Here is a 26074-nt window from a genome sequence, read left to right on the forward strand (position 1 = left end):
GGCTCACTGCGGCGGGGTCTGGGTGAACAGGATGTCGACCACGTACACCAGCGTCGCCCCCTTCGGCACCGGCGGTGTCTCGTTGCCCTCCGGGTAGCCCTGTGCGGGCGGGATCACCAGCAGCATCCGGCTCCCGACGGTCTGCCCGATGATGCCGGTCCGGAACCCTTCGATCAGGGTGTCGCCCAGCGGCGTCTGCTCCGGTTCGGCCTCGTAGTTGTCGTCGACGACCTTGCCGTCGGCCCACAGCACGCCGCGGTAGTTGAGGTAGACGCTGTCGGCCTCGGTGACCTCGGCGCCGGCACCCTTGATCAGCGGTTGGATCTTGAGTTCGGCGGGCGGCTCGCCGTCGGGGATCGTGATGGTCGGCACGCCGTCCTTGTCGGCGACCGTCGGCAGCCCGGCGACCGGCGCGACCGGCTCACCCTCGGGGCCCTCCAGCACGGTGGACAGGATGTCGACGACGAAGATCAGGGTGTCACCGACGAGGATCTGCGGCGGCTGGCCCCCGGAGGCGTCGTAGCCGTCCTCACCCGGCATCGCGATCAGCACCCGGCTGCCGGCCTGCTGCCCCTCGAGGCCCTTGGAGAAGCCGGCGATCACGCCGTCGAGGCTGAAGGTTGCCGGTTGGCCACGGGTCCACGAGGCGTCGAACATCTCGCCGCTGCGACCGTTGACGCCGTAGTACTGCATGGTGACCGGCGCCTTGGGCTTGATCGTCGCCCCGTTCCCCGGGGACAGCACCTTGGTCCGGGTCTCGTCGATCGCCCACGGCGCCGGGACGGTGACCTTCGGCTCGGTGTTGGGCTCCCCCTCGACCTTGATCGCGTCCAGGTTGTTCGACGGGGTCACCGACGCGGGAGCCGACTCGCTGCCGCCGGGTGATGCCGACCCCGGCGCCGAGCCGGACCCTTCACCGGGGATGGCCGACTGCCGCGGGGTGGGGTTCGTCGGCGGCGCCTGCTCGGGCGTGCACGCACTCACGACGATGGCCGGAACGAGGGGCAGCGCCGCCAACAGACGACGGCGGGAACGGTTGACCGCAGGACCGGGCTTCGGGGTGTCGAATCGCACCGTGGCAGGTTACCTGAGACCACGAATCATCTGAGACCACCGAACGGTCCCGCCTCGCGACGCTGCCGCGGCTGCAGCCCGGCGATCAGCCGGTCGACCCGTTCGTCGACCGCGACGAACGGGTCCTTGCAGAGCACGGTCCGCTGCGCCTGGTCGTTCACCTTCAGATGCACCCAGTCGGCGGTGAACTCGGCGTCGACCGCCTGCGCGGCGGCGATGAACCTGCCCCGCAGTCGGGCCCGGGTGGTCTGCGGCGGATCGATGGTCGCCTGCTGCGCGACCTCGTCCAACACCAGTCGGGCCGCCATCCCCTTGTCCTCGAGCATCCGGAAGATGCCGCGACCGCCGCGGATGTCGTGGTACGCGAGGTCGAGCTGGGCGATCCGGGGGTGAGACAGCTCGATCCCGTGGCGGGTGGCGTACCCGGTCAGCAGTCGCTGCTTGATGGCCCAGTCGATCTCGGTGTCGACGGTCGAGGTGTCGCCGGTCTCCACCGCGGTCAACGTGCGGTCCCACAGGTCGATCGCCCGCTGCAGGACGGGGCTGGTGACCTCGAGTCGGCGCGTCACCGCGGTCAGGTACTCCCGCTGCAGCTCCAGTCCGGTGATGGTCCGACCGTTGGCCAGCCGTACGGGGGTCCGTCCCCGCAGGTCGCGGCTCAGGTCGCGGATGGCCCGGATCGGGTTGTCGCAGGTCAGGTCGCGCATCGCGACGCCCTGCTCGACCAGTTGCAGCACCAGCTCGGTGGTCGCCACCTTGAGCATCGTGGTGGTCTGGCTCATCGACGAGTCGCCGACGATGACGTGCAGGCGCCGGAACCGCTCCGGGTCGGCGTGCGGTTCGTCGCGGGTGTTGATGATGGGGCGGCTGCGGGTCGTCGCCGATGACACGCTCTCCCAGATGTGCTCGGCCCGCTGACTCACCACGTACCGGGTGCCGTCACCTCCGGCCAGCACCTTGCCGGCCCCGGTGATCAACTGGCGCGACACCAGGAACGGGACCAACAGCGACGTGTAGTCGCTGAAGGCGCCCTCCCGGGGGATCAGGTAGTTCTCGTGGCAACCGTACGAGTTCCCGTGCGAGTCGGTGTTGTTCTTGAACAGGTAGATGTCGCAGGGGTGCCCTTCCTCGGCGAGCCGCTCCTCCGCGCTCCGGGCGAGGTTGTCGACGATCAGCTCGCCCGCCCGGTCGTGGGCGATCAGGTCGAGGACGTCGTCGCACTCCGGTGTCGCGTACTCGGGGTGGGATCCGACGTCGAGGTACAGCCGGGATCCGTTGGCGAGGAAGACGTTGCTTGACCGTCCCCAGGTCACCACGCTGCGGAACAGTGAGCGGGCGATCTCGTCGGCGGTGAGGCGGCGGCCGCCGCCCTGGGTGCTGGTGACGCCGTACTCGGTCTCCAGCCCGTAGATCCGCCGGTCCATGATCAGGAGCGCCGGTCGAGCAGCTCGAGCAGAGCGCCGAGTTCCTCGCGGCTGAGCTCCTTGGTCTCCCCCACCGGCAGCCGGCCCAACTGGACCGGGCCGACCGCGGTGCGGGCGAGGCGCCGGACCGGGTGGCCCATCGCCTCCAGCATGCGCCGCACGATGTGGTTGCGCCCCTCGTGCAGCACGATCTCGACCATGCACTTGTCGGCCGCGCGCGAGACCACCTTGAGCCGGTCGGGCCTGACCGGCCCGTCGGGGAGAGTGATCCCCTTTCGGAGCCTGGTGACGGTGGCACGGTCCATCACGCCGGTCACCTGCGCCAGGTAGGTCTTGGGGACCTCGTACGAGGGGTGGGCCAGCTTGTGGGCGAAGTCGCCGTCGTTGGTGAGCAGCAACAGGCCTTCGGTGTCGGTGTCGAGTCGGCCCACGTGGAAGAGCCGGTCGGACCGGCCGGGGAGGTAGTCGGTGACGGTGGGGCGCCCCTCCGGGTCGTCCATCGTCGACACCACCCCGCGTGGCTTGTTGAACGCGAGGTAGGCGTGCCGGCGTGGCGGCGGGATCCGGGATCCGTCCACGTGGACGACGTCCCGGTCGGGGTCGATCCGCACCCCCTGTTCGGTGACGACCCGTCGGTTGACCTCGACCCGGCCCTCGTCGATCAGGATCTCGCAGGCACGTCGGGAGCCGACTCCGGCCTGGGCCAGCACCTTCTGCAGCCGTACGCCTTGAGTCTCGGCCGGGTCGTCGGTGTGGTCGCGGTCAGTCATGGTGGAGCTCCTCGTCGTCCGCCGGTACGGGTACGGGTTCCGGTGCGAACTCGCCGGACCCCGGGTCGGTCCCGGCCCCGGCTGTTTCATGATCAGTCAGGTCAGGATCAATCAGGTCAGGATCAGGCGCTTCCTGATCGGACATCTCATGATCACCTTCTTCATGATCAGTATCTCCATGATCACCGTCTCCATGATCACCATGTTCATGATCACCACCTCCATGATCGACTGCAGCGCCCTGGTGATCACCGGTCGTGGCCGGCTGGTCGACGTGCTCGGCCAGCCCGCTGAGCTCGGCCTCCAGTTCCGACACCTCGGGCAGGTGCGGCGCCAGCGGCGGCAGGTCGGCCAAGCTGTCGAGGCCCATCCGTTCCAGGAAGTGCTCGGTGGTGACGAACAGGACGGCACCGGTCTCGGCATCCTGGCCGGACTCGGCGATCAGGTTTCGGGCGAGCAGGGTCCGCACGACGCCGTCGACGTTGACCCCGCGCACCGCCGACACCCGGGCACGCGAGATCGGCTGTCGGTACGCGATCACGGCAAGGGTCTCCAGACCCGCCTGCGACAGCTTCGCCTGCTGCCCGGACAGCACGTGGGCGCTGATCACGTCCGCGTGCTCGGACCGGGTGTAGTAGCGCCAGCCGCCACCGAGGTGGCGCAGCTCGAACCCTCGGCCGGTCTCGTCGTAGAAGTCGCGCAGCAACTGCAGACCTTCCACCACCACGTCGATCGGCACGTCGAGGGCGGTCGCCATGGTCGCGGCCGGCATCGGTTCCTCGGCCATCAGCAGCAGTGCCTCGAGGGCGGGACCGGCCTCCTGCGGGGTCAGGCTCGGCAGTGGCGCCTGCTCGTCCACCGCCGTGGCCTCCTCGTCCACCGCCGCCTCCTCGTCCGCCGCGGCCGCGTCGGGCTGGGTGGTGTCGTCGTTGCTCACGCCTGTTCCTCCTGTGCTGCCGCCGTCAGTTGCTCGTCGGTGGTCTCGGCATCCTCGTCGGTGCTGTAGGCCTCGGCCCCCGGTTCGTCGTCCGGCTCCTGACCGGGCACCTCGTCGAACTCGTCGGAGATGTTCATCTCTTCGCGGTCCCCGCCGGTCCAGCGGATCGTCAGTTCCCCCAGCGGGGCCAGCTGCTCGAAGGCGACCGCCTGCTCCCGGAACAACTCCAGCAACGCCAGGAACCGACACACCGTGGTGATCCTGTCCGGCGAGTCACCCACCAGCGACCGGAACGACATCGAGCCGGAGCGTCGGAGCCGATCCACGCAGACCTGCGCCTGTTCCCGTACGGTCACCGCCGGCGCGTGCAGGTGCGACAGCGACACACTGTCCACCGGGGCGGGCGCGAGTGCGGCGGCCGCCAGCTCGGCAAATCGTTCGTGGCTGACGTTGATCACCACTTCGGGCAACAGTTCGGCATACACCGGCTCCAGGCCGCCGGGCCGCGGGAACTGCCGGCCCTGCGACTGCAGCACCTCGGCCACCCAGACCGACACCTCCTTGAACGCCTTGTACTGCAGCAAACGCGCGAACAACAGGTCGCGGGCCTCCAGCAACGCCAGGTCGTCGAGGTCCTCCACCTCGCCGCTGGGGATCAGCCGGGCGGCCTTCAGGTCGAGCAGGGTCGCCGCGACCACGATGAAGTGGCTGGTCTGATCAAGGTCCCACGCATCACCGGCGGCACGGATGTGGGCGATGAACTCGTCGGTCACCTTCGACAATGACACCTCGGTGATGTCGAGACGGTGCTTCGAGATCAACTGCAGCAGCAGGTCGAACGGACCCTCGAAGTTGTCCAGCCGCAGCAGGAAGGCCTCACCACCGCGCTCGGCCCGGGCGGCAGTCACTGCTCGGTCAACCTCGTCACGAGATCGGAGTCGGCACCGTTCTCGAGCAGGTCCTCGACCGCGGAAGCCACGGCCGCACGGACGATCCGACCCCGATCGACCGACAATCCGTACTCGGCACGCAACGCCAGCCGGGTCTGCTCCAGGGCGATCAGCTCGTCGTTGCTCACGTACACGGTGATCTTGCCGTCGTGACGCACCCGACCGGTGGATGCGGTACGGGAGATCGGCGGCCTGGTCGGCGCATCGGCCCGGGCGGCGACCTCCACCTCGGCATCGGCCTCGGCCTCGTGCCAGGCCGCGCGGACCTGGGCGCGCTCGTGGGCCTCCTCACCGGCCTCGCTGAGCTCGGCACTGACCTTGTCGCTCAACCCACGCGGCATCGCGCCATCACCTCCCGCGCCAACGTGCGGTACGCCTTCGCGCCCGGCGACGTCGTCGCGTACGTGGTGATCGGCTCGCCCGCCACCGTTGTCTCGGGGAACTTCACGGTCCGCCGGATCACGGTGTGGAAGACGTCGTCGCCGAACGCCTGCACCACCCGCTCCAGCACCTCACGGCTGTGCAACGTGCGTGGGTCGTACATCGTGCCGAGGATCCCGAGCACCTCCAGGTTCGGGTTGAGCCGATCCTGCACCTTCTCGATCGTGTCGGTCAGCAGGGCGATCCCGCGGAGCGCGAAGAACTCACACTCCAGCGGCATGATCACCTGGTCCGCAGCGGTCAACGCGTTGATGGTCAACAACCCGAGTGACGGTGCGCAGTCGATCAGGATGAAGTCGTACTCGGCACGCAACGGCGCGAGCACCCGGCCCAGGATCGTCTCCCGGGCCACCTCGGAAACCAACTGCACCTCGGCGGCCGACAGGTCGATGTTGCTGGGCAACAGGTCCATCCCGTCGACGCCGGTGTCGGTGATGATCTCGTCGACGCCGGTGTCCCGGCCGAGCAGCACGTTGTAGACCGACAGTTCGAGGGTGTGCGGGTTGACCCCGAGCCCGACCGACAGTGACCCCTGCGGGTCGAAGTCGACCAGCAGCACACGACGCCCGGCCTCGGCCAGTGCGGCGCCCAGGTTGATCGTCGTGGTGGTCTTGCCGACGCCACCCTTCTGGTTGCACATCGCGATGATCGTGGCCGGACCGTGACTGCTCAACGGCTTCGGCTCGGGCAGGTCCGGGAACGGTCGACCGGTCGGTCCCAGCTCGGCCGGCGCGGCGACCTCCTCATCACCATCGCCGGTCGAGCTTGTCGCGACGTCGGTCGAGCCCGCCGAGACGTCCGTCGAGCCCGTCGAGCTTGTCGAGACGTCCTCGCCACTCGACAAGCTCGGGGGGCGTGGGGGCTCGCTCGGCGAACCAGCGGGATCGCTGGGTGGGGTGACCGGCTCGCTGGGTGGGGTGACCGGCTCGCTCGGCGGGGTGACCGGCTCGGTCGGTGGGGTGACCGACTCGCCGGGTGGGGTGACCGACTCGCTCGGCGGCTCGGTGGCTCCGTTCTGGCCGGATGGGCGCTCACCCTGTGGCGCGTCCAACGGTCGGGTGGGCGACGGGTCGTACGGCGTGTGCGTCGGGTACTGCCCCTGACCATCCACTGGTGTCGGACCCCTCTCTGGCGACATCCCGGCGCCGCCTCTCGCGCGTCGTCGACGCCCCTGTCGGGACCGACGACGACGCATGGTCGTGTCACCTCACGGTGAGCCGATTGCAGGCAGCCTAGTATGCCCGCGGATGGGCGGTGAGGTAAGCCTCGCGGAGATGGTCCACGGTGACCAGCGTGTACAGCTGTGTGGTGGTCACCGACGCGTGCCCGAGGATCTCCTGCACCACGCGGACGTCGGCACCCCCGTCGAGCATGTGGGTGGCGAACGAGTGCCGCAGGGTGTGCGGTGAGACCGGCACCCCCAACCGGGCCCGTTCGGCCACCTCGCTGAGCACCGCCCACGCACTCTGCCGCTGCAGTCTCGCACCGCGGGTGTTGAGCAGCAGCGCCGGGGTCGACACCTTAGCCTTCTCCGCCAGTACCGGTCGCCCCCGCACCAGCCAGGCCGACAACGCCTTCCTCGCGTACGACCCGACCGGCACCAGCCGCTCCTTGTTCCCCTTGCCGATCAGCCGCAGCCCTCGTTCGCCGTCCGGATCGTCGAGCAGTCCGGCGACGTCGTCGACGTCGAGCCCGGTGACCTCGCTGATCCGTGCGCCGGTGCCGTACAACAACTCCAACAGGCAGGCGTCACGCAGCCCGACCACGGTGGTGGTGTCGGGGACGTCCAGCATCGCCTGCACCTGTGCCTGCGAGATCGCCTTGGGCAGCCGCTTCGCCTGGGACGGCGGCTGGATCGACACCGCCGGATCCGAGGCCGTGTCACCCTCGGCCGCCAGGAACCGGTGCAGACTCCGTACGGCCACCACCGCTCGGGCCACACTGCTGGCGGCCAACGGTCGGCGGGCCGGCCGGCCGGGCCCCTCGGGGCGTCCCTCGCGCAGCACGACGGCGAAGTCGGCCACCACCGCAGGGGTGATCGCGGCCAGCTCGGTCACCTCGCGATCGGCCAGGTACTCCAGGTAGCGGTTGAGGTCGCGGCGGTAGCCGGCGATGGTGTGGACCGACATCCCGCGCTCCACCTCGAGGTGGTCGAGGTAGGCCCGGACCCCGTCGACGGGTGCGGTCAGTCCCGCGCCGGCCATGGGCTGTCCGCCGCTCGCAGCCCGTCCCAGCCGTCGGCGTTCGACTTCGCCGCCCAGGCAGCCAGGCAGCCGGTCACCAGCAGCGGATTCTGCAGTCGGCCGGCCAGGATGCCGGCCACCACGTCGGCCAGCGGGAAGCGGGCCCGCAGCAGGTGGGCCTCCTCGCCGGCCGCGGTGAACCCGTCGGGCACCGGGGCGGGACGGAGGCCGCGGGCCAGGAACACCCGGACGGTCTCCGACGACATCCCCGGCGAGTTGGCGATGTCGGCCAGCACGCGCCAGTCGTCGGCGGCCAGCTGCGCCTCCTCGGCCAGTTCCCGGGCGGCGGCGTCGACGTACGGCTCATCGGCGACGTCGAGCAGACCTGCGGGCGGCTCCCACAACGACAACCCGACCGGGTGGCGGTACTGCCGGATCAGCACGACCTGGTCGGCGTCGTCGATCGCGATCACCCCCACGGCCCCGGTGTGGCGGACCCAGTCACGGTCGATCGTCGCCCCGTCGGGGGTGGTGATGTGGTCCCGAACGGTCTGGAAGATCCGTCCGGTGTGCAGCACCTCGTGCTCGGAGACCGGCCACCGGGTCGCCACGTCGACCAGCTCGGCGACCGGGAGCGACGGGATGTCGGGCAGCTCGGTGTGGTGGGGCATGTCGGCTCAGGCGTCCTGCTCGACCGGCAACCGGGTGCCACGCCGGCGGCGGACCGCGGCACCGATCAGCCCGGCGAACAGCGGGTGGGCGTTGGTGGGCCGCGACTTCAGCTCCGGGTGGGCCTGGGTCGCGACGAAGAACGGGTGCACCTCCCGGGGCAGTTCGATGAACTCGACCAGCGTGCCGTCGGGCGAGGTGCCACTGACCACCAGCCCGGCACCCTCGAGCTGCTCGCGGTACTGGTTGTTCACCTCGTACCGGTGCCGGTGCCGTTCGGTGACGTGGGTGCTGCCGTACAGGTCGGCGACCACCGAACCGGGCACCAACTCGGCCGGGTACGACCCGAGCCGCATCGAACCGCCGAGGTCACCCTCCCCGGAGACGATGGCGACCTGCTCGGCCATCGTCGCGATCACCGGGTGCTCCGAGGCCGGGTTGAACTCCGAGGAGTCGGCGTCGGTCAGGCCCGCCAGGTCGCGGGCGACCTCGATCACCATGCACTGCAGCCCCAGGCACAGCCCCAGGATCGGGATCTGGTTCTCCCGCGCGTACCGGATCGCGCCGACCTTCCCCTCGACGCCGCGGATGCCGAAGCCGCCGGGGATGCAGATGCCGTCCAGGTCGGCCAGCTCGCGGGCCGCACCGTCGGGCGTGGCGCAGTCATCGGAGGCGATCCAGCGGAGGTGGACCTTGGCGCGATTGGCGAAGCCGCCGGCCCGCAGCGCCTCGGCGACCGAGAGGTAGGCGTCGGGCAGGTCGATGTACTTGCCGACCAGGCCGATCGTCACGTCCTCGTCGGGGTTGTGCACCCGGTCGACCAGGTCGTCCCAGCGGGTCCAGTCGACGTCACGGAAGGGCAGTTGGAGCCGCCTCACCACGTACGCGTCGAGACCTTGGCCGTGCAGCATCCGCGGCAGGTCGTAGATGCTGGCCACGTCGGTGTTCTCGATCACCGCCTCGGGCTCGACGTCACACATCAGCGAGATCTTCCGCTTCACCGACTCCGGGATCTCCCGGTCGCAGCGGCAGACGATCGCGTCGGGTTGGATGCCGACCTGGCGCAGTGCGGCGACGGAGTGCTGGGTGGGCTTGGTCTTCAGCTCCTGGCTCGGGCCGATCCACGGCACCAGCGAGACGTGCAGGAAGAACACGTTGTCGCGACCGACCTCGTGACGCACCTGCCGGGCCGCCTCGAGGAACGGCAGCGACTCGATGTCGCCGACGGTGCCACCGACCTCGTGGATCACCACGTCGACGTCGTCGCCGCCCATGGCGAGCATCGAGTCCTTGATCTCGTTGGTGATGTGCGGGATGACCTGCACCGTGTCGCCCAGGTAGTCGCCGCGCCGCTCCTTGGCGATCACGCTGGCGTACACCTTGCCGGTGGTGACGTTGGCGACACCGCTGAGGTTGACGTCGAGGAACCGTTCGTAGTGACCGATGTCGAGGTCGGCCTCGGCACCGTCCTCGGTGACGAAGACCTCACCGTGCTGGAACGGGTTCATGGTGCCGGGATCCACGTTCAGGTAGGGATCCAGCTTCTGCATGGTGACCCGCAGGCCACGGGCCACGAGCAGGTTGCCCAGGCTGGAGGCGGTCAGTCCCTTCCCCAGCGACGAGACGACTCCGCCGGTCACGAACAGGTGCTTTGACTGATGCGCATTCCCCACGGGTCTCCAGCCTATCCTCATCGGGTCAGCTTGCACCATTCGCACACCGGGTGGGGCGCGAATTGACCGACCGGTCGGCCACCGTGGTCAGCGCCCCGCCTCGCGGAGCAGTTCCCGGGCGTGGTCGAGGGCGGCGTCGCTCGCGTCCAGACCGGCCATCATCCGTGCCAGTTCGGCGGGCCGTTCGGCCTCACCGACCGGGTGGATGCCGCTGGTGGTGATCGACCCGTCGTCGGTCTTGGTCACCACGAGGTGGCGGTCACCGAAGGCGGCCACCTGGGCGAGGTGGGTCACCACGATCACCTGGCAACGTTCGGCCAGTCGGGCCAGCCGGCGGCCGATCTCGACCGCCACCGCCCCGCCGACACCGGCGTCGATCTCGTCGAAGACGTAGGTCTGATCATGGTCGGTGGCGGCCAGCACCACCTCCAACGCCAGCCGGACCCGGGACAGTTCACCGCCGGAGGCGACCTTGCCGATCGGTCGGGGCTCGGCACCGGTGTTGGCGGCGAACATCAACTCGACCCGGTCACCCCCGTACGGCCCCAGCTCCTCGGCCGGAGTGACCTCGAAGGCCAGCCGGGCGCGCGGCATGGCGAGCGCGGTCAGCTCCTGCGACACCTCGGCAGCCACCCGGTCGGCGGCTTCGCGCCGTGCCGTCGTGATCACCGCGGCCAGCTCGGCGAGCTCTGCGTCGAGCGCGTCGACTTCCTTGCTGAGCAGGGATATCCGTTCGTCACTGCCCAGCAGGCTGTCGAGTCGTACGGCCTGGTCGCGGGCCCAGGCGAGCACCTCGTCGACGGTGTCGCCGTACTTGCGGGTCAACCCGGTCAGCTCCGCCCGGCGCCCGGTGATCGTCTCCAGCCGCGCCGGATCGGCCTCCAACTGGTCGAGGTACTGCGACGTCTCGGCGGCCGCGTCGGCCAGGTCGATCCGGATCCGGCGGACGGCGTCGAGCAGGTTGCCGGCCGCCGGGTCGCGGTCGGCCAGATCGGCGATCGCCTTCTCCGCCACCGAGACCGCCGACAGTGCCCCCGAGGTCGGGTCGTCATCGTCCCCGGCCAGGGCGAGCACCCCGCGCTGCGCGTCGGCGCGCAGGTCGTCGACGTCCTGCAGCCGACGGGCCTCCGCGGCCAGGGTGGCGTCCTCCCCGGGCTGCGGGTCCACCTGTTCGATCTCGTTCAGCCCGAACTGCAAGAGGTCCACCTCGCGGGCCCGTTCCCGGGCTGCCTCGGTGAGCTCGGTCAACTCGGCCACGACCGTACGGCGTCGCTGCCACGCGGTGCGGTAGCGCACCATCGGCTTGGCCACCGCCTCCCCCGCCGCCCGGTCGAGCAGCGCGCGTTGCCGTTCCGGCTGGGACAGCCGGACCTGTTCGGACTGGCCATGGATGGTGAGCAACGGCTCCAACAGGGCAGCGCAGGTCGCCATCGGGACCTGCGCCCCGGACAGCCAACTGCGGGAACGTCCCTGCGCGGTGACCTGGCGGGCCACCAGCAGTTCACCGTCCTCCAGCTCGCCGCCGGCCTCGTCGACCGCGGCGTGGTGCTCCTCGGGCACCCGAACCCGTCCCTCGACGCGGGCGCGGGTCGCCCCCGTGCGGACCGCACCGGCGTCGGACCGCTGGCCCAGCAGCATGCCGAGCCCGGTGATGATCATGGTCTTGCCGGCACCGGTCTCCCCGGTGACGACAGTCAGGCCGGGGTCGAGCTCCACGGTGGCCCGGTCGATCACCCCCAGCCCGGAGATGCTGAGTTCGCTGATCATGGACGACCGGGACTGGTCTCGACGCCGGGACGGGTCTCACTGCCAGGACGGGTCTCACTGCCGGGACGGCGTCGGGCCGCCTCCCCCGCACCGCGCCACCCCTCGACCCGGAGGCCGAACTTGCGGACCAGTCGATCGGTGAAGCTGTGATCGGTCAGCCGCGCCAGCCGTAGCCGGTGGCCACCGCGGTTGACTCGGATGACGGCCCCGGGCGGCAGGTTGGTCGACCGCCGGCCGTCGCACCACACCACGCCCTGGTTGTGGTCGTTGTTGACCAGTTCGACGTCGACGGCCTGCTCGGGGGCCAGCACCATCGGCCGGGCGAACAAGGCGTGCGCGCTGAGCGGCAGCAGCAGCATCGCGTCGAGGGTCGGTGACATCACCGGCCCACCGGCGGAGAAGGCGTACGCGGTGGAGCCGGTCGGGGTGGCGACCAGGACGCCGTCGCAGCCCCAGCGCGACAAGGGTTCGGAATCGACGCCGACCAGCACCTCGAGCATGCGTTCCCGGGCGGCCTTCTCGATCGACACCTCGTTCACCGCAAACGACTCCCAGACGGTCGCGCCACCGACGGTGACCGTGACCTCGACGGTGAGACGCTCCTCGACCCGGTAGTTGCGGTCGACGACGTGGGCGGAGATGTCGGCGAGCTGGGACGACTCGGCCTCGGCAAGAAACCCGACGTGACCAAGGTTGACGCCCAACAACGGAATCTCGGAGGCCAGGGCACGTTCGGCACCACGCAGGATCGTCCCGTCACCACCCAGCACCACCACGAGTTCACAGGCCGCCGGGGTGTTGGCCGGTTCCAGTTCGTCCCCGTTGAGGTCGGCGACGGCGAGGCCTGCCACGTTCATGAACTCCCGGTCCTCGGCCGGGATCAGCGACACCAGCCCGGCGTCGGTGAAGTCGCGGATCAACCGTTCCGCGGCCGACACCGCCTCGGGTCGGCGGATGTGGGTGAAGACGGCGACCCGACGCGGGTCGGCGGGCTGGCCCGCGCTGGTGGCACTCACGGGATCAGGATAGAGGTCCGAGGCGTCGGTGCGCCCGGGATCGGGCGCGGCTGTGGACGGCCGAGACCGCCTCGGATCCCGGCCCGGCCGGCAAGCCTGTGGTGTACGGGTGTGGCTCCCGTTCGCCACGGGACACGTTCAGGACCCGGAGCGGCGCTCCAGGTGTCGGCAGGTGTCGCGAGGGGCCGCCCGGCCCCCACGTGACCGGAAGGAGGCCGGTCACGCGGGAGCCTGCGGGAAGGTTCAGCTCAGCGGCGCCTCCTGCGAATCAGGAACGCGGAGCCCACTGCGACCAGCAGCACGGCCATGACCGCCATCATCGCGCCACCGTCCGGCGCACCGGTGCCGGCGAGGTTCCCGCCCGGACCCGAGGAGCGGCCACTCCGCTCCTCGGTGGCCGGACCGGCGCCGGAGACGGCAGGCCCGTTCTCGACATGGCCGGCCGGACGGGTGCCGTTCCCGGTCCCCTCCTCGGCGTCCGACCCCTCGCGACCCGGCTCCCCCGGCTCCCCCGGCTCCCCCGGCTCCCCCGGCTCCCCCGGTTCACCCGGCTCCCCCGGCTCCCCCGGTTCACCCGGCTCCCCCGGTTCACCCGGTTCACCCCGTTCACCCGGCTCACCGACAGTGGCCTCACACACGTTCGTGTTCTGTGAGCCGATGGCGGCGATCTGGAGGCACCCGGCGTTCGCCGGGATCTGTACCGGTACCCCGATCTCGAGACCGGAGCCAATGCCTCCGACAGGTGTCGTTCCACCCGGCACGGTTCCCGGTTCGGCCGATGCCGATGTGGTCGACGAGTTGGTGTTCTCCGAGCCGATCACGGTCGCCTGCACACCGCCCAGGTCCACCGGCGCCGTCACAGGCACCCCGATCTGGTTGCCAGCGACGACACCCCGCTCACCGGAGGTGTCGGCGGCCGGGCCTCCATCACCCTGCGCGGTCGACGCTGCGGACGAGACGTTCTCGTTCCCTGCACCGATCAGGGTCGCCTGCACACCGCTCAGGTTCACCGGAACCTGCACCGGCACACCGATCTGGTTGCCACCGGCGACGCTCTGCTCGCCGGACGTGGCGCCACCGGGAGCGGAGCCGGAGTTGCTGCCCTCGGCAACGCTCCCCGACTCCGCCACATTGGTGGCTCATCCCAATCGAGGGTGTAGTTGGGGTCTGAACCCACCGGTCTCGAGCAGGCTCCTGGCTATGTAGTTCGTGAGGTTGCGGAACCCGAGCGCGCTGCCGCGGAGGTGCTCGAGTCGTCCGTTGACCGCCTCGGTCGGCCCGTTGCTCGTGCCGGGCCGGTCGAAGTAGGCGAGCACGTCGGCCGCGCGTTTCTTCAGCGTCCGTCCCAGAGTGATGAGCTCGGTGAGGACCTTCGGGACGCCGGCGCTGAGGTCGGTGATCACCTTGTCCATCAGCTCACGACCACGAGGTCGGTGTTCGTGGCGGTAGGCGGTGATCATCCGCTGGTAGATGCCCCAGGTCACCTCGACCTCGACGTGCATGTCATCGACGAAGAGTGCGCGCAGCCGGTCGATCTGCTTGTCGGTGAGCAGGTCCGCGCCGGTGTGCAGCGTCCGTCGTGACTTGTAGAGCGGGTCGTTCTTGAACCCACGGTGGCCATGGATCGCGAGCTGGACCCGGCGTCGGCATCGGTCCAGCGCATCCCCAGCGAGCCGGGCGACGTGGAAGGGATCCATCACCGCGACCGCGTCGGGGACCTCTTCGGCGGCGGCGGTCTTGAAGCCGGTGAACCCGTCCATCGCGACGACCTCGACCGCGTTGCGGAAGGCGTCGTCCCGGTCAGCGAGCCAGGTCTTGAACGCGGCCTTGGATCGGCCCTGGACCATGTCGAGAAGCTTGGCTGGCCCGGTTCCGTCACGCACCGGGGTGAGGTCGATGATCACGGTGACGTACTTGTCGCCACGCTTGGTGTGGCGCCACACGTGCCCATCAACACCGATAACCTTCACACCGTCGAGCCGCGTCGGGTCGTTGATCAGCAGCCGCTTGCCTTCGGCCAGAACCGCGTTGTTCGCGGTGTCCCACGCGACCCCAAGCCCGTCAGCGACGCGGGCGACGGTGAGGTGGGCGACCACGATCCCTTCCAGCGCCCACCGCAGCCCGACCCGCGACAGCTTCGCGCGTGGTTCGGCCGCGGCACTGGTGTCCTGGCGCCACACGTGCCCACAGCCGGCACACCGGTAGCGACGTACGGCGACTTCCAGCACGGTCGGCCGCCAGCCCAGCGGCTCGTGGGCCAGACGCCGGATCACGGTGTCACGAGCAACGCCTTCACTGCCGCAGCGTCGGCACCATTGATCTGGCTCAACCACGCGGCACGCGAGGACAGCACGATCCAGTTCAAGTCGTTGCCCGACCACGCTCAGGCCGAGGCCATCGAGTCGAGCCAAGGTGGTCAGGTCAGGACGGCCGAAGCCGGCCGGCGGGGTAGCGTCGGACACGTCGAGGTCTTTCGGATGGACGGCGTAGGAACCTCCATCGTCGGAAGACCTCGACCTCTATCCACGGACCGACGCGCCAGACCGACCTACACCCTCATCTGGGAAGAGCCCCCATGGTGTCGATGTGACTGACATTACGAGGACTCGGGGCCGTCGGCAATCTTTTGCCCAGTTAATTCCGCGTGACATGTGATGGCACCATGACCGTTTCCTGGCCGTCGCACAGGTCGCCATCTACGGACCACCGCTCCGACGGGAACTCAGCCCCCCAGCGGGTCGAGCGTGACCCCCTTCATGCTGAACATGCTGTCCGACAGCGAGTTGAAGGTGAGGTTGTGCACCCGCGGCTTCACCATGAAGGTGTAGCCCGCCCACAGGATCGGGATGAACAGGTACGTCTCCTGGAACTGCGTGGCGGCCTTGACCGCCAGCTGCAGGGCCTGTTCCGGGTCGGCCTGCGCGGCCACGGCCTCCTTCGCCAAGGTGTCGAACTCCCGGTACTCGGGGAGCCAGTTGTCACGCAGCAGCTTGTCCACGACCTCGGCCATCTCGGCCGGCGGGTACTTGTCCTTGTCGTCGCCGGACTTGTACGCGAAGTACTGCTTCGCCGTCTCGTTGGGAACGTAGTTGTAGTTGTTGAAGTTCTTGCCGACCAGGGCCAGCATCATCGGCGGCGCGATGCCGCGATAGTTGAACGCGAGGCCGGTGAAGTCGTCGGGCATGTTGCCCTGGATGTACTCGCTGAAGACTCCCACCTCACGGACGGCGACACCGGCGTTGATGTTGAGGTGTTCCTTCCACATCTCGACCGCCGCCTCGAGCGCCGGCATCGTCGCGTACGTGACGATCTGGAGCTCCGGGACGCCCTCACCGTTGGCGTGCCCGGCCTCGGCCAGCAGCTTCGCCGCACCCTCCGGGTCGAACGGGATCTTGGGCAGCTGGTCGAAACCCTCGATGCCGGTCGGCGCCCACGAGTCGGCAGGCGCGTCGGGCGGAGCCACGCTGGCCAGGGCCTCCCGATCCAGCGACATGGCCAGTGCCTGCCGAAGCTTCTGGTTCTCCTGCAGGATCGGGTTCTTGCACGGCAGGACGCACAGGCCCTTGAACTGGATCATCGTGGCCGCCTGCAACTGGTCCTCCAGATCAGGCCGCCCCGAGATCAACGCGCTCGGATCGCCGTCCACCCGGAACAGGTCGATCTCGTCGGCGTTGTAGGAGACCATCATGCCGGTCGGACCGCTGGAGTTGAACTGGACCTCACGCGTGGTGATCGTGTAGTTCTCGGCGTCCCAGTAGTGCTCGTTCAGCTCGAACGTCGCGTTGCTGTTCTGGGAGTACTTGGTCATCTGGTACGGGCCGTTGCCGACGAGGTTGTCCGGCATCCAGAAGTCCTTGACGTTGGCCTCGACGGACTCCTGGTGCAGCGGATAGAGGCTCACCAGTCCGTTCATGAAGCTGTAGTCCGGGGCGGTCAGCGTGATCTCCAGGGTCTGCGGATCCGGCGCCTTGACGCCCACGGTCGAGAAGTCCGTGGTCCTGCCGGCGAAGTAGTCCGGCAACCCCTCGATCGTGGTGACGTCGGGACTACCGTTCTTGCTCGGGTTGTTTTCGTTCTCCTGATCCGCCAGTTCCGGTGAGTAGTAGTACGAGAAGCTCCAGACGAAGTCATCGGCGGTGAGCGGATCACCGTTCGACCACTTGGCGTCCGCGCGGATCTTGAACGTGTAGTTCAGCGCATCCTCGGAGATCTCCCAGGACTCGGCCATCCCCGGCACGTAGTTGGACAGGTTGCCCTCCTCGCGGTTGACCAGACCCTCCCAGATCATCGCCATCAGCAGGCTCGACTGCGGTGATCCACCGCCACCAAAGGCGGGATTGAGGTGGTTCACCGGCCGGTTGGCCTGCCGCAAGGTGGTCGCGCCCTCGCCTCCACCACCGCCACCGGACGGGCCCTGCCCGGGTTCGGACCCGAAGCCGCAACTGGTGGCACCGACCGCCACAGCGGTCAGCGGGACCGCCGCCAACACGGTCCGGCGCGGCACGTTGAAGGTCGTCATGCTCATCACTCCTGATCGGGCCCGTATGGGTTCCGGGGTCCCGGGCCGGCGCCACCCCGTCGAGGCACCAACCTTGTGGACGTTACAAGGGGCAGCAATCGGGGGCAACAGTTGCGATGCTTTCGCAACCTTTCGGTGTCCGCGCCGTGAGACAGCAGGTGCCGGGCGTTTCCGCAAAGCGACCGGTCGGGTGCGAGGGGATGGGGCGGCCACGCGGGAAGCATCCCCGGCACCACGATCGACCGGTCGCTCTGCCGAAACCCCGTGGCGCTAGCGTGAGGCCATGGCTGACTCCGAGCTCACCCCGTTCCCCACCGACTGGCGCCGCGCCGTGGTCTTCGTCGCCCATCCCGACGATCCGGAGTACGGGATGGCAGCGGCCGTGGCCCGGTGGACCGAGGAAGGTCGGCAGGTGGACTACGTGCTGGCGACCAGCGGCGAGGTCGGCATCGAGGGCATGCCACCGGAGGTGGCCGGCCCGATCCGGGAGGATGAGCAGCGACGGTCTGCGGCCATCGTAGGCGTCACCGACGTGATCTTCCTGGGCATCGGTGACGGCCAGGTCCGAAACGACCAGGCGACCCGCAGTCTGATCAGCACCGAGATCACCCAGCGCGAGGCCGACATGGTGATCACGCTGTATCGCGGTCCCGGCTGGGCCCCGGACCAACCGAACCATCCCGACCACATCAATTTCGGGGTGGCGGTCGCGGAGGCGGTGGCCGGGCTCCCCGCCGAGCAGCGGCCACGCTGGCTGTTCGAGTCGTCGCCGGAGCCTTCGCACCTGCAGGCGGTGACCCGCGACCAGATGGCGCTCGCCGTTCACTCACTGGCCGCGCACGAGGAGTACCTGAAGGTGCTCGACCCCCAGACCCCCGTCATCGAGCAGGCCCGCGCGCAGGTGCAGCGGATGTGCCTGCCGGCCGACGATCCCGACGGTGAGCCGCGAGTGGGGTTCACCACGCTGCCGGCCGACTGAGGCGGCGGGGCCCGACGTCGAGCGGCGACTACGCGGTCCGGCACCGGAGGTGGATGAACTCCTCGGCGTTCCCGGACTCCCCCGGCAGGACACTGCGGGCCCGGGCCGTGCAGTCCCAGCCGAGTCGTACGGCTTCGGCCACGACCGCGTCCACCGCCTCGGCGCGCAGCCCCTCGTCGCGGACCACGCCGCCCGGCCCGAGTCGGTCGCGGCCCACCTCGAACTGCGGTTTCACCATGACCAGGGCGTGCCCGTCGGGGCGGAGCACGGCCAGCATCGGTTCCAGCAGGAGGGTGAGCGAGATGAACGACACGTCGGCCACCAGCCAGTCGACGGGGTCTCCCTCGACGTGAGCGAGGGTGAGCTCGCGCAGGTGGAGCCGTTCGTGGACACTCACCCGCGGGTCGTCGCGGATCGTCGGGTGCAGCTGACCGTGTCCGACGTCCACCGCATACACGTGTCGCACCCCGGCTTCGAGCAGTACCTGGCTGAACCCGCCGGTCGACGCGCCTGCGTCGAGGGCGCGGCCGTACGGGGAGAGCCCCAGCTCGGTCAGGGCGCCGAGCAACTTGTGGGCCGCCCGGGACACGTACGGATCCGGCTGGGTGACCACCACCTCGTCGGCTCCGGACACGGGGGCCGCAGGTCGGGTGACCGGTCGGCCGGCGACCGTGACCACCCCGGCGGTGATCAGGGCAGCCGCTCGCGTCCGTGATGTCGCCAGCCCGCGGGCGACCAGTTCGCGATCGAGTCGGCGACTCATCGCGGGACCGGTCGGACTGTTCGGTCGACCATCAGGCCGGGTCGGGGCGTGTCCGGTGTTCGTCCAAGGTGGCATGAAGCTGTTCGTGCGCCGCGGCGAGCCGCTCGGCATGGTCGGCCAGTGGCACCCGATCAAGGTCGGCCACCGAGGCCAGCGTGGCGTCGACCGCCGGGTGCCCGGTTGCCGACCAGCCCGGCTCCTGGTCGTCGACACCGTCGAGGTGTGCCCTGTCCGTCGGCTGCTGCTCGCTCATCGGTCCTCCTCCGGTCGCGGTCCGAGCTGCTCCATGATCACGTACGGATCCGTTCCGGCGGACGCGGCCCGCCAGTGCAGGTTGGCGAGCGCCCACGCGGCGTCCAACCAGTCCTCGCCGGAGGTGATACGCCCCTGCCACTCGTAGCTGTTGCCGCGGGCCTGGACGGTCTGGCCACCGCACCGCACACCGGCATCGGTGATCTCGACCTCACGGGCCGGCTTCAGCAGCGCGGACACGTCGGCGCCGAGGTGGGTCGGGCGACGATCCGGGCCCGCCGCCAGCAGGTCGGCCACCGAGTGGGCACCGCTCAACACCAGCAGGCTGTCGATCCCCACCGTCACGGCGCCGGCGATGTCGGTGTCGAGACGGTCCCCGACGAAGATCGGCGACTCGGCGCCCAACCGCTCCAAGGTCTCGACCATCAGCGGGGCGTGTGGCTTGCCGACCACGACCGGGTCCACGTCGACCGCTGTCGCGACGGCGGCCACGGCAGCACCACAGCCGGGAAGTTGCCCGCGCTCGGTCGGTCGGGTGGAGTCGGTGTTGGCCGCGATCCAGGTCGCGCCTCGATGGATGGCCACGGTCGCTTCGCAGAGGTCGTGCCAGGTCATCGCCGCCGACAGTCCCTGCACCACGGCCGCAGGCTGGTCGGCAACACTGAAGACCGGTCGCATCCCCGCCCGGGCCACCTCGTCGACCAGTGCCGGAGCACCCAGCACGAAGACCGGCGACCCGGCGGGGAACCGTTCGACCAGGACCCGGGCCACCGCCTGGGACGAGGTGATGACGTCGGTCGCCGCGGTGGGGATCTGGAGCTCGACCAGGTGCTCGGCAACCTGCTCCGGCGTCCGCGACGCATTGTTCGTCACGTAGGCACAGTGGACGCCCTGCTGCTTGAGCTCGGCGATGGTCGGAGCGGCCGCCGGGACCGGTTGCGGCCCGAGATACACCACCCCGTCGAGGTCGAACAGGGCGGCATCGTGGCCCGCGATGAGGGGACGGTCGCTCACGAGTCCTCGCCCCCGGCGGGGTCGACCTGATCATTATCACCGAGGGCGGCGACGTTCTCGTCCGTCCTGTCATCGGGGTCGTCGTCGGGGGCCGCGTCGCTGTCGGACAGATCGAAGTGGAAGCCCTCCAGTTCGTCGCACCGGGCTGCGGCATCGGTGATGCCGTCGACGTCCCAGTCCGCGACCTGACGGAACAGCGTCCCACCCTGCTTGGTGTCACCGGACTCGAGCAGCCGATCGGCGTACGCGTAGCCGACGCGGATTCGCTCCGGGCCGGGGCGACGTTCGACCTCGGCCAAGGAGCGGCGCAGGACGCGTGCGGCTTCCGCGGTCTGGCCGAGGTCGGCCCGGGCACCGGCCTCGATGATGCGCATCTCCATCGCCTGATCACGGGGCAGGCCGAGCTCAGCGGCCTCGGCGACCAGCCGTAGGGCGGCCTGGGGCCGCTCGAGCGCGCGCTCGCAGTCGGCCATCACCGGCAACCACGCAGTGTCCCCGGTCATCCGACGCAACGATCGGAACTCGTTCAGGGCCACCGACCATTCACCGGCGGCGTACGCGGCCTCCGCGACGGCCTCCCGGGTGACGGCCATCCGCGCGGCCCTCCGGCGAGCGGCCTGGGCATGACGCAGCGCGAGCGCCGGATCGACCTCCATCGCTTCGGCTGCCGCAACGAGGTGGGCACCGACAATGTCGGCCAGTTCGGTCGGCAACCCCTTCAGTTCGGCTCGGACCGGAATCGGCAGCACCTTCTGGTCGAAGGGCAACTCGACCATCGGTTCGTCGGCGGGACGCTCCAGACCCGGTGGCGCCGGAGGCCGCTCCTCAGCCGCCGGCCTACCCTGCCGCGGGAACGAATCACGACTGCGGCTGTCCCGACGGTCGCCTGAGGCACGGGAATCGCGGGAACCGAATCGTGTGTCGTCCCGCCTGGGGCCGGATCCGCCCCGGCGATCCCCGGTACGCCCACCACGATCACCCCCACGGGGGTCTCCCCCTGGACGACGCCCACCCGTGCGGTGGTCGTCCTCGAAACGACCGCCTCCCGCAGTGCGACGCCCGTCCGTGCTGCGGCCGTCCTCGTACCGGCGATCACGCGAACCTCGGCGACCCTCGAAGCCCCGGTCGTTGCCGGCGCCTCCCGCGGGCCGATCGGAGGTCGGACGGTCGCCGTACCCACGACGGGCCCGGTCGCCGCCGCGACTGTCGCCACCGCGGCGATCATCGACCTCGCGGCGATCGCCCGCACCCCGAGCTCGGTCGGGGGCAGAACGACGCGGGGCAGATCGGTCGCGGCGCTCAGCATCGGCTCGGGGGCTGTCACGCTCTCCCCAGTCTCGGCGATCGTCACCGCGGCCGAAGTCACGTCGTCGAGCGGGGCGACTCGTTGCCGAACCACGACCGCGGGAACCGGCATCACCAGAACCGCGCGATTCACCCGAACGGGGCTCCTGGCGCTTGCCCGACTGCCCGGAGTCGCGGGAATCTCCGACGTAGCGGCTGTCGCGGGAGCGGGAGCTGCTGGAGCGGGATCCACCGGGCGAGGGTCTCGGTGACCGGAACCGGTCACCACCGCGCGCTGAACCGCCGGCACGGCCCGAACCGGCATCACGGTCGAAGCGGCCGGCCTGGTCCGAACCTCCTGGACGGTCCGAACCACCTCGACGATCCGAGCGGCCGGTCCGGTCCGAACCACCTGGACGATCCGAGCGGCCTGAATGATCCGAGCGGCCTGCTCGACCCGAACCGCCGGGGCGATCCGAGCGGCCACGACCGCGCTCCCCGTCCCGACGACGATCCCGATCTCCGCCCCGCCGACCGCCGTCGTTGTCGTACCGGCGTGGCTGTCGTCGAGATCCACCGTCCTGGTCGCGCTCGCGCCCGCGGTCGTCCTGCTCGCCATCCCTTGTTGCCATTTGTCCATCCTTCCGCAGGGACGTACGTCCCGCCAAGTCCCACCGACGAGCCAGCCTCGACAGACGCGCTGCCAGATCAACCCCAGAGCCCAGGGTCACCATGACGAGCGCCCACCAAACTCGCCCAGAACCAAAAAAACACTCAAGGGCAGCCACCGAAGTGACCGCCCTTGAGTGTTGTTTGTCCGGCGACGTCCTAGTCTCCCACAGGGTCCCCCCTGCAGTACCATCGGCGCTGAGAAGCTTAACTTCCGGGTTCGGAATGGAGCCGGGTGTTTCCCTCTCGCAATGATCACCGAAACTCTATGGAGATGTGATCGGATCGATCGAACGGGATCTCTCCCGTGATCGGTTCCCGACCATACCTCGGGAACCACACAGTGGACGCGTAGCATCTTTGTAGGAACAAGCCCTCGGCCTATTAGTATCGGTCAGCTCCATGCATTGCTGCACTTCCACATCCGACCTATCACCCAGTGATCTGCTGGGGGCCTTACCAGGTTGTCCTGTGGGAGTCCTCATCTTGAAGCGTGCTTCCCGCTTAGATGCTTTCAGCGGTTATCACTTCCGAACGTAGCCAACCAGCCGTGCTCCTGGCGGAACAACTGGCACACCAGAGGTTCGTCCGTCCCGGTCCTCTCGTACTAAGGACAGCTCTTCTCAAGACTCCTACGCGCGCAGCGGATAGGGACCGAACTGTCTCACGACGTTCTAAACCCAGCTCGCGTGCCGCTTTAATGGGCGAACAGCCCAACCCTTGGGACCGGCTACAGCCCCAGGATGCGACGAGCCGACATCGAGGTGCCAAACCATGCCGTCGCTATGGACGCTCGGGCAAGATCAGCCTGTTATCCCCGGGGTACCTTTTATCCGTTGAGTGACGGCGCTTCCACATGCCACCGCCAGATCACTAGTCCCGACTTTCGTCCCTGCTCGAGATGTCTCTCTCACAGTCAAGCTCCCTTGTGCACTTACACTCGAAACCTGATTGCCAACCAGGCTGAGGGAACCTTTGGGCGCCTCCGTTACCTTTTGGGAGGCGACCGCCCCAGTCAAACTACCCATCAGTCACTGTCCCTGATCCGGATCACGGACCGAGGTTAGGTAACTAGAACAACCAGAGTGGTATTTCAACGATGACTCCACACGAACTGGCGTCCATGCTTCAAAGTCTCCCACCTATCCTACACAAGCTGTCCCAATCACCAATAACAAATTGTAGTAAAGGTCCCGGGGTCTTTCCGTCCTGCTGCGCGTAACGAGCATCTTTACTCGTAGTGCAATTTCGCCGAGTCCGTGGTCGAGACAGCGGCCAAGTCGTTACTCCATTCGTGCAGGTCGGAACTTACCCGACAAGGAATTTCGCTACCTTAGGATGGTTATAGTTACCACCGCCGTTTACTGGGGCTTAAGTTCAGTGCTTCGCCGAAGCTAACACATCCCCTTAACCTTCCAGCACCGGGCAGGAGTCAGTCCGTATACATCGTCTTGCGACTTCGCACGGACCTGTGTTTTTAGTAAACAGTCGCTTGGCCCTGGTCTCTGCGGCCTTCAGTGCTTCCGGGAGCAAGTCCCTTGACACGTCCGGCCCCCCTTCTTCCGAAGTTACGGGGGTATTTTGCCGAGTTCCTTAACCACGGTTATCTCGATCGCCTTAGTATTCTCTACCTGACCACCTGAGTCGGTTTGGGGTACGGGCGGCTTACATACGTCGCTCACGAAGGTTTTCTAGGCAGCATAGGATTACCCACTCCATCGAACGTGTTCGAGGGAGCCGTCATGTCTCAGGCATGTGAGGTGCGGATTTGCCTACACCTCGCCCTACACATTTAGCCCGGGATCAGCTTGCGCTTACCATCGCCCGGGATGGGCTACCTTCCTGCGTCACTCCGCAGCTTGCCTAATACAAGTTTGGGTCGCAGGGTCGGTCTGGTTCCGTCCGAAGACTTCCGCAGACCTTCCGAGCTTAGCATTGCTCGCCTCGGCAGGGTTGCATGTACGCCGGTACGGGAATATCAACCCGTTGTCCATCGACTACGCCTGTCGGCCTCGCCTTAGGTCCCGACTTACCCAGGGCAGATTAGCTTGACCCTGGAACCCTTGGTCATTCGGCGGACGGGTTTCTCACCCGTCTTTCGCTACTCATGCCTGCATTCTCACTCGTATGCTCTCCACGGCTGGGTCACCCCGCCGCTTCGTCGCACATACGACGCTCCCCTACCCATCCACGCTTGGCGTGAATGTCACAGCTTCGGCGGATTGCTTGAGCCCCGCTAAATTGTCGGCGCAGAATCACTTGACCAGTGAGCTATTACGCACTCTTTCAAGGGTGGCTGCTTCCAAGCCAACCTCCTGGTTGTCTCCGCAACTCCACATCCTTTTCCACTTAGCAATCTCTTAGGGGCCTTAGCTGGTGATCTGGGCTGTTTCCCTCTCGACTACGAAGCTTATCCCCCGCAGTCTCACTGCCGCGCTCTCACTTACCGGCATTCGGAGTTTGGTTGATTTCGGTAAGCTGTTGGGCCCCCTAGACCATCCAGTGCTCTACCTCCGGTAAGAAACACGCGACGCTGCACCTAAATGCATTTCGGGGAGAACCAGCTATCACGGAGTTTGATTGGCCTTTCACCCCTATCCACAGCTCATCCCCCCAGTTTTCAACCTAGGTGGGTTCGGTCCTCCACGACGTCTTACCGTCGCTTCAACCTGGCCATGGATAGATCACTCCGCTTCGGGTCTAGAGCATGCGACTCAATCGCCCTGTTCGGACTCGCTTTCGCTACGGCTTCCCCACACGGGTTAACCTTGCCACATGCCACTAACTCGCAGGCTCATTCTTCAAAAGGCACGCCGTCACCCCGAAGGGCTCCGACGGATTGTAGGCAATCGGTTTCAGGTACTATTTCACTCCCCTCCCGGGGTACTTTTCACCTTTCCCTCACGGTACTGGTCCGCTATCGGTCACCAAGGAGTATTTAGGCTTAACGGGTGGTCCCGCCAGATTCGCACGGAGGATTCAGGACCTCCGTGGTACTTGGGGTGACATCTAGAAGTGATCACGTTACGTCTACAGGGGTATTACCTTCTTTGCCGGAACTTCCCAGAGTCCTTCGACTTTCATGATCATTTTTGACTTCCTGGTCAGTCGACAGCCTGACCCAGATGGCCCCACAACACCTCATCTGCAACGCCTGTCAGCTATCACACAGATGAGGTTTGGCCTCTTCCGCTTTCGTTCACATCTACTTACGGAATCACTGTTGTTTTCTCTTCCTGTGGGTACTGAGATATTTCACTTCCCCACGTTCCCTCCAACTGCCCTATGTGTTCAGGCAGAGGTCGCCGGACATTACTCCGGTTTCTTTCGAGGTTTCCCTATTCGGAGATCCCCGGATCGAAGCTCGTTTACCAGCTCCCCGGGGCTTATCGCAGGTTACAACGTCCTTCATCGGCTCTTGGTGCCTAGGCATCCACCGATTGCCCTTAGTAGCTTGTTGTTACTACAAAGATGCTCGCGTCCACTGTGCAGTTCTCAAGGTACGGGCGGTATCAGAAGCTCCCGTGGTGGTCACCACGAGAGCAATCTGTCCGCGAGGTCGATCTCAGCCGGCGAACCGGCTGGTCCCGAAACCTCAGGACCCAACAGCGTGCCTGGGCGCCGCTTCCGTGCCGGCTGCGTTCCACTCCCTTTCGGGTTGTACTTGCGACGGACTTGGTCACGACGCCT

The 26074-nt window shown here is 67.9% G+C and carries 20 protein-coding genes, 2 rRNA genes and 1 pseudogene; 2 read left to right on the plus strand and 21 right to left on the minus strand.

Translation table 11 applies throughout. The features are described 5' to 3' along the window. Positions 1–3 precede the first annotated feature (3 nt). Genes ACQBAU_RS11040 through ACQBAU_RS11070 form a run of 7 tightly spaced genes read right to left on the minus strand, consistent with a single transcriptional unit; the run spans position 4 to position 6317 of the window. Complete coding sequence (locus ACQBAU_RS11040; RefSeq protein ID WP_465256715.1) at positions 4–1074, minus strand: FKBP-type peptidyl-prolyl cis-trans isomerase; 1071 nt, start codon at positions 1072–1074, stop codon at positions 4–6. A gap of 26 nt (positions 1075–1100) precedes the next feature. Then, entirely contained in the window at positions 1101–2498 is a 1398-nt protein-coding gene (gene pafA, locus ACQBAU_RS11045) for a Pup--protein ligase (RefSeq protein WP_465256714.1), read from the minus strand. A 2-nt stretch (positions 2499–2500) separates the two neighbouring features. Continuing rightward, entirely contained in the window at positions 2501–3268 is a 768-nt protein-coding gene (locus ACQBAU_RS11050; protein WP_434549197.1) for a pseudouridine synthase, read from the minus strand. Beyond that, complete coding sequence (scpB, locus tag ACQBAU_RS11055) at positions 3261–4205, minus strand: SMC-Scp complex subunit ScpB (RefSeq protein WP_465256713.1); 945 nt, start codon at positions 4203–4205, stop codon at positions 3261–3263. Before scpB ends, ACQBAU_RS11050 begins: the two co-directional genes overlap by 8 nt. Further along, positions 4202–5113: a segregation and condensation protein A gene (locus ACQBAU_RS11060; RefSeq protein ID WP_465256712.1), complete on the minus strand. Its 912-nt coding sequence runs from the start codon at positions 5111–5113 to the stop codon at positions 4202–4204. Before ACQBAU_RS11060 ends, scpB begins: the two co-directional genes overlap by 4 nt. Further along, entirely contained in the window at positions 5110–5496 is a 387-nt protein-coding gene (locus ACQBAU_RS11065; RefSeq protein WP_434549201.1) for a hypothetical protein, read from the minus strand. The genes ACQBAU_RS11060 and ACQBAU_RS11065 overlap by 4 nt, the downstream gene beginning before the upstream one ends. Further along, the gene (locus ACQBAU_RS11070) at positions 5481–6317 is read right to left on the minus strand and encodes a ParA family protein (RefSeq protein WP_465256775.1); all 837 of its coding nucleotides are present in this window, start codon (positions 6315–6317) and stop codon (positions 5481–5483) included. Before ACQBAU_RS11070 ends, ACQBAU_RS11065 begins: the two co-directional genes overlap by 16 nt. Positions 6318–6492: 175 nt before the next feature. Between ACQBAU_RS11070 and ACQBAU_RS11075 the strand changes: the two genes are divergently transcribed. Then, positions 6493–6699 carry a hypothetical protein gene (locus ACQBAU_RS11075; protein WP_434549221.1) on the plus strand — a complete coding sequence of 69 codons (207 nt, stop codon included), beginning with the start codon at positions 6493–6495 and terminating at the stop codon, positions 6697–6699. A 129-nt stretch (positions 6700–6828) separates the two neighbouring features. Here the strand turns inward: ACQBAU_RS11075 and ACQBAU_RS11080 are convergent, their stop codons facing one another. The 8 genes and pseudogenes from ACQBAU_RS11080 to ACQBAU_RS11115 form a co-directional block, all read right to left on the minus strand. After that, entirely contained in the window at positions 6829–7725 is an 897-nt protein-coding gene (locus ACQBAU_RS11080; protein WP_465256774.1) for a site-specific tyrosine recombinase XerD, read from the minus strand. Positions 7726–7755: 30 nt separating this feature from the next. Further along, a pseudogene (locus ACQBAU_RS11085) lies at positions 7756–8450 on the minus strand (NUDIX domain-containing protein); the annotation flags it as partial. A 6-nt stretch (positions 8451–8456) separates the two neighbouring features. Next, entirely contained in the window at positions 8457–10142 is a 1686-nt protein-coding gene (locus ACQBAU_RS11090) for a CTP synthase (protein ID WP_465256711.1), read from the minus strand. A 66-nt stretch (positions 10143–10208) separates the two neighbouring features. Next, on the minus strand, positions 10209–11888 hold the full coding sequence (gene recN / locus ACQBAU_RS11095) for a DNA repair protein RecN (protein WP_465256710.1): 1680 nt from the start codon (positions 11886–11888) through the stop codon (positions 10209–10211). Then, positions 11885–12904 (minus strand): NAD kinase, encoded by a 1020-nt coding sequence (locus ACQBAU_RS11100; RefSeq protein WP_465256709.1) that lies wholly within the window; start codon positions 12902–12904, stop codon positions 11885–11887. The genes recN and ACQBAU_RS11100 overlap by 4 nt, the downstream gene beginning before the upstream one ends. Positions 12905–13152: 248 nt before the next feature. Beyond that, on the minus strand, positions 13153–14034 hold the full coding sequence (locus ACQBAU_RS11105) for a chaplin family protein (RefSeq protein WP_465256708.1): 882 nt from the start codon (positions 14032–14034) through the stop codon (positions 13153–13155). Between the two features lie 9 nt (positions 14035–14043). Further along, on the minus strand, positions 14044–15366 hold the full coding sequence (locus ACQBAU_RS11110; RefSeq protein ID WP_465256707.1) for an ISL3 family transposase: 1323 nt from the start codon (positions 15364–15366) through the stop codon (positions 14044–14046). 260 nt (positions 15367–15626) lie between these two features. Then, positions 15627–17423 (minus strand): peptide ABC transporter substrate-binding protein, encoded by a 1797-nt coding sequence (locus ACQBAU_RS11115; RefSeq protein ID WP_465256536.1) that lies wholly within the window; start codon positions 17421–17423, stop codon positions 15627–15629. Between the two features lie 283 nt (positions 17424–17706). Here ACQBAU_RS11115 and ACQBAU_RS11120 point away from each other — a divergent pair, with 283 nt between their 5' ends. After that, complete coding sequence (locus ACQBAU_RS11120; protein WP_434551455.1) at positions 17707–18402, plus strand: PIG-L deacetylase family protein; 696 nt, start codon at positions 17707–17709, stop codon at positions 18400–18402. 28 nt (positions 18403–18430) lie between these two features. On the opposite strand, the gene ACQBAU_RS11125 is transcribed toward ACQBAU_RS11120, so the two are convergent. The 6 genes from ACQBAU_RS11125 to ACQBAU_RS11150 all read right to left on the minus strand — a co-directional run bounded on the left by ACQBAU_RS11125 (position 18431) and on the right by ACQBAU_RS11150 (position 25844). Then, positions 18431–19165, minus strand: a complete 735-nt coding sequence (locus tag ACQBAU_RS11125) for a TlyA family RNA methyltransferase (protein WP_434551456.1) — start codon at positions 19163–19165, stop codon at positions 18431–18433. Between the two features lie 31 nt (positions 19166–19196). After that, entirely contained in the window at positions 19197–19418 is a 222-nt protein-coding gene (locus ACQBAU_RS11130) for a hypothetical protein (RefSeq protein ID WP_434551457.1), read from the minus strand. Then, positions 19415–20431, minus strand: coding sequence for an HAD-IIA family hydrolase (locus tag ACQBAU_RS11135; protein ID WP_465256535.1), 1017 nt, complete (start codon positions 20429–20431; stop codon positions 19415–19417). Before ACQBAU_RS11135 ends, ACQBAU_RS11130 begins: the two co-directional genes overlap by 4 nt. Then, a complete protein-coding gene (locus ACQBAU_RS11140) occupies positions 20428–21207 on the minus strand; it encodes a hypothetical protein (RefSeq protein WP_465256534.1) in 780 nt (259 codons plus the stop codon). The genes ACQBAU_RS11135 and ACQBAU_RS11140 overlap by 4 nt, the downstream gene beginning before the upstream one ends. A 1323-nt stretch (positions 21208–22530) precedes the next feature. Next, positions 22531–22647 (minus strand): 5S ribosomal RNA (gene rrf, locus ACQBAU_RS11145). Positions 22648–22748: 101 nt separating this feature from the next. Next, a 23S ribosomal RNA gene (locus tag ACQBAU_RS11150) occupies positions 22749–25844 on the minus strand. Between the last annotated feature and the right edge of the window lie 230 nt (positions 25845–26074).

It is taken from the genome of Carbonicoccus niuqiaonis (assembly GCF_050157065.1).
In the GTDB taxonomy this organism is placed as follows: Bacteria; Actinomycetota; Actinomycetes; order Propionibacteriales; family Propionibacteriaceae; genus Avipropionibacterium.